The organism is Candidatus Methylomirabilota bacterium, assembly GCA_027293415.1.
In the GTDB taxonomy this organism is placed as follows: Bacteria; Methylomirabilota; Methylomirabilia; order Methylomirabilales; family CSP1-5; genus CSP1-5.
In genome coordinates this window covers 1-3,221 of record JAPUFX010000021.1, presented here as the reverse complement: position 1 = coordinate 3,221, position 3,221 = coordinate 1, and the positions used below count along the sequence as shown (strand labels likewise).

The 3,221-nt window shown below is 53.0% G+C and carries 3 protein-coding genes; all 3 read left to right on the top strand.

Features of this window, described 5'->3' with window-relative positions:
- Nucleotides 1–249: 249 nt before the first annotated feature.
- The gene (locus O6929_01710) at nucleotides 250–975 is read left to right on the top strand and encodes a hypothetical protein (protein ID MCZ6479112.1); all 726 of its coding nucleotides are present in this window, start codon (nucleotides 250–252) and stop codon (nucleotides 973–975) included.
- Between the two features lie 37 nt (nucleotides 976–1,012).
- Entirely contained in the window at nucleotides 1,013–2,416 is a 1,404-nt protein-coding gene (locus tag O6929_01705) for a DUF1116 domain-containing protein (GenBank protein ID MCZ6479111.1), read from the top strand.
- A 363-nt stretch (nucleotides 2,417–2,779) separates the two neighbouring features.
- A partial coding sequence (locus O6929_01700; protein ID MCZ6479110.1) for a ring-opening amidohydrolase occupies nucleotides 2,780–3,221 on the top strand: 442 nt, incomplete at its 3' end.

Sequence of the window (3,221 nt, the reverse complement as noted above, 5' to 3'; positions counted from 1 at the left end):
GGATGTGTATTTTGCTGCGTTGCCCTTCCTTGGTTGTGACCTTGTGATCCTGATAGTTTTAATCGTCTTTCCCGGAGTTGCTTTGTGGTTACCAAACATGCTGTGACTTCAGCCTATCTTGCCTTATTCGCTGATTATTGGCGACTGAGAATACAGCGGCTTCCACACAATGCTGGTGAAGCTTTGCGTTGTTGGGTAGAAGAAGGGAGATAATGATAAATTTAGTGTAGCCTCGTGGGGGTAACCAGGGTGGGTAAACCCGTCGTGATGAACTTCCTGGGATGTCATCCGGCCTCTGTGAATAGGCCGAATGTTTTTGCCGCGGGAATCCTCGAGGAAGCTGCCAACATGGCTGTTGCCCTTTCTCGAGGGAAAAATCCCGAAAATAATGGTGAGGTCGACATAAAGTATGAAAACCAAGCAACTTCCGCAGCCTCCAAGCTTTCACCCGAGCAGAAATTCATCCGTGGCCTCTATAGTGGTGGCACGCTCAGCACCGAAGCAGTGCTCCAACTTAATGATCTGGTTGGGCCGGTGTACACAAATACGCCCGTGGAGCCCAGATTCGCTCTAACCGATGTCTGGCAGAGCAAACAGCATACGCTCATCGATCTTGGGGATGATCGATTCACCCGCGGCCGTCCGCATCCGATGATCGACCACCGTTTCCGCAATGAACGAATCCTACGAGAAGCAGCCGATCCAGAGGTGGCTGTGATTCTTCTCGACGTTATTTTGGGTTACGGCTCGCATACCGATCCAGCTTGCGAAATGATCCCAGTAATCGACAATGCAAGAAAAATTGCAGCAAGGGCGAGTAGGCAACTGGTGTTTGTTGGGTTGGTTTGTGGAACCTCTTCAGATCCCCAAGGCTTGTCCGGACAAAAATCAGCGCTCCGGTATGCAGGTGTGATCCTGACCGAAAGCAATGCGCAGGCTGTACGCCTTGCTGCGGAAATGGTGCGGGGTCGATAGAACGAAGCTTGTTATAAGCCTGAGGAGAGGAAGGCAGATGAAAGGTTTATTTAAAGAGGACCTCCAGGTGATAAACGTCGGGCTGACTTCATTCGGCGAGGTCGTTGCAAGGGAGGGAGGCACCGTTTTACAGATAGAGTGGAGCCCGCCGGCGCAGGGGAATCGGGAGGTTGGTCTGAAACTTGCCAGGCTCGTGAACCTGCCTGAGGTCGAAGAGGCAAATCGGAGGGCATTCAAGAATTACCTGGCGGCCCAACCACTCCTGGAAGGTGTAGGAGCCGCCAAGGCCGTAATCCCCAATATGGGGGAACGGATGATATTACACGCTGGTCCCCCTGTCTCCTGGGAAGAGATGTGCGGCCCGATGCGAGGGGCGATCACCGGGGCCATTCTACTGGAAGGATGGGCAAAGGATCTCGACGAGGCAAGTGAATTGGCCGCCAGCAATGAAATTACCTATGAGCCGAACCATCATCATGCGGCTGTTGGTCCGATGTCCGGTGTGACCAGCCCGTCCATGCCGGTATGGATCGTTACAAATTCCACTCACGGCAATAAGGCATTCTGCAGCCTCAACGAGGGGCTGGGTAAAGTCTTGCGAATGGGCGCGAATAGTCCGGACGTCATAGACCGACTCAAATGGATGGGGAAAGATCTTGCGCCAGCACTCAAATCAACCTTAGACAGGTTGGGCGGTCTCGAGCTCAAACCCATGATAGCGCAGGCACTCCAGATGGGAGACGAAGTCCATAACCGTAATGCTGCTGCCTCATCGCTTCTGCTTAAGCGGCTAGTCCCTGTAATGGTCAAAACCGATATTCCGTGGGATCAGATTGCAGCCGCAGTGGAATTTATTGCCGGCAATGACCATTTCTTTCTGAATATTTCGATGGCTGCGTGCAAGGCCATGCTGGACGCGGCCCATGACCAACCAGGAAGCAGTATGGTTACAGCGATGGCACGTAACGGCGTGGAGTTTGGGATTCGCGTTAGCGGGACGGGGGATAGTTGGTTCACAGCGCCGGCCCCTAAGGTCAATGGCCTTTATTTTCCTGGTTACAGCATTGAGGACGCTGCGCCCGACCTGGGTGATAGCGCTATCACGGAGACCGCGGGTCTAGGCGGATTTGCGATGGCAACCGCTCCTGCGATCGTAAAATTCGTCGGCGGCTCCGTACAGGACGCCTTTGCCTATACACGTGAGATGACACAGATCACGTTAGGTCTGAATAATGCGTTGTCCTTGCCGGTAATGGATTTCAGCGGAACACCGGCAGGCATCGATATCCGAAAAAGCGTGGATTCTGGCATTGCCCCAATCATTAATACTGGCATTGCACATCACAAGGCGGGCATAGGTCAGATCGGAGCGGGTATTACGCGGGCGCCCATGGCATGTTTGGCACAGGCTGTCGTTGCGCTTGCTGATCGACTGCACTAACCTTAGGATCAGCGGTGGCTATAAAGCAGTCATCTGTGTGAACTGTGGATCATAAACGCAATCAAGTTATATCGAACACGGAGTTTGAATCCCCGTGTTCGACCAAAGGGTGGATCTTCCGCTTCTCCCCCCTGTGGAGTAATGGACCGCAACTCCACGGGGGAAACCCCATCGGCTTTGTGCCTGCCTCAAGAGACGGGGTTTACATTAAATCTATTATGTGACCTGGATGAAAGACAAGCTCTCTATGAGGTCGTGGAGAATCACGCCGTGCCACAACAGTTCTAAACTCAAGGATCAGATGATCCGCCTGACCGGGATAGGTGCCATGGAGAAATGTCCTTTAAATGGAGCTGACGGTATATGAACGTAAAGGCATTCAAGGTGAGTATGGGCGGGCCGGATGACGTATCAGAAGCGCGAAAGTTGATCGAAGCCGGTACGTTCAAAGCCCAACATGTAGTTGCCATTTTGGGAAAGACTGAGGGAAACGGCGGGGTGAACGACTATACCCGGGCGTTGGCTACCCAGTGTTTTCAACTGCTGATCTCGGAGAAATCCGGTCTCTCCATAAATGAGCTAGCGAAAAAGGTACCCATTATCTGGTCGGGAGGGACTGAAGGATTGATGAGCCCCCATGCTACGATTTTTGTGAAAGAACCCAGCGAAGAGAACAAGACTGGAGAAAAAGGTTTCACCGTGGGCACGGCGTATACACGGGATATGGCTCCAGAGGAGTTCGGGACTCTGACCCATGTCCAAGCGGCGGCACAGGGCGTCAAGGAAGCCATCCAGGACGCCGGGA